Source organism: Mesorhizobium sp. M2E.F.Ca.ET.209.01.1.1, assembly GCF_004010375.2.
In the GTDB taxonomy this organism is placed as follows: domain Bacteria; phylum Pseudomonadota; class Alphaproteobacteria; order Rhizobiales; family Rhizobiaceae; genus Mesorhizobium.
Map to the genome: position 1 here is coordinate 1 of NZ_SADP02000763.1, position 323 is coordinate 323.

At 62.2% G+C, this 323-nt stretch carries 1 pseudogene; it reads right to left on the reverse strand.

Annotation, left to right across the window (positions count from 1 at the left end):
• Positions 1-169 precede the first annotated feature (169 nt).
• Positions 170-323, reverse strand: a pseudogene (locus EN852_RS42895) (EamA family transporter); the annotation flags it as partial.

The window sequence follows — 323 nt, forward strand, 5'->3', positions numbered from 1 at the left end:
CGTTCCCGGAAAAAGTGCTCGATCAGCTGCGGGCGCACCAATCGATCGACTCGGCCAAGCCGCTGCATTTCGACGTCGGCGCCGAGTGAACAGCCCGATACGCTCCGCCTGCACCGGCAGGCGGAGCGTATTCGTTCAAGTCAAGAAATACACGTGCAGCGCGGGGCCATTACTGCATCTGCAGCGCTGCCTTGCTGCCGCTGTATTCGGCGAGCGCGATACCGCCGAGCACCAGCGCGAGCGCGAGGGCCTGATAGGGCTGAAACTGCTCGCCGACGATCTGCACCGAAAGCAGCATGCCGAAAATCGGCACTAGGTTGATG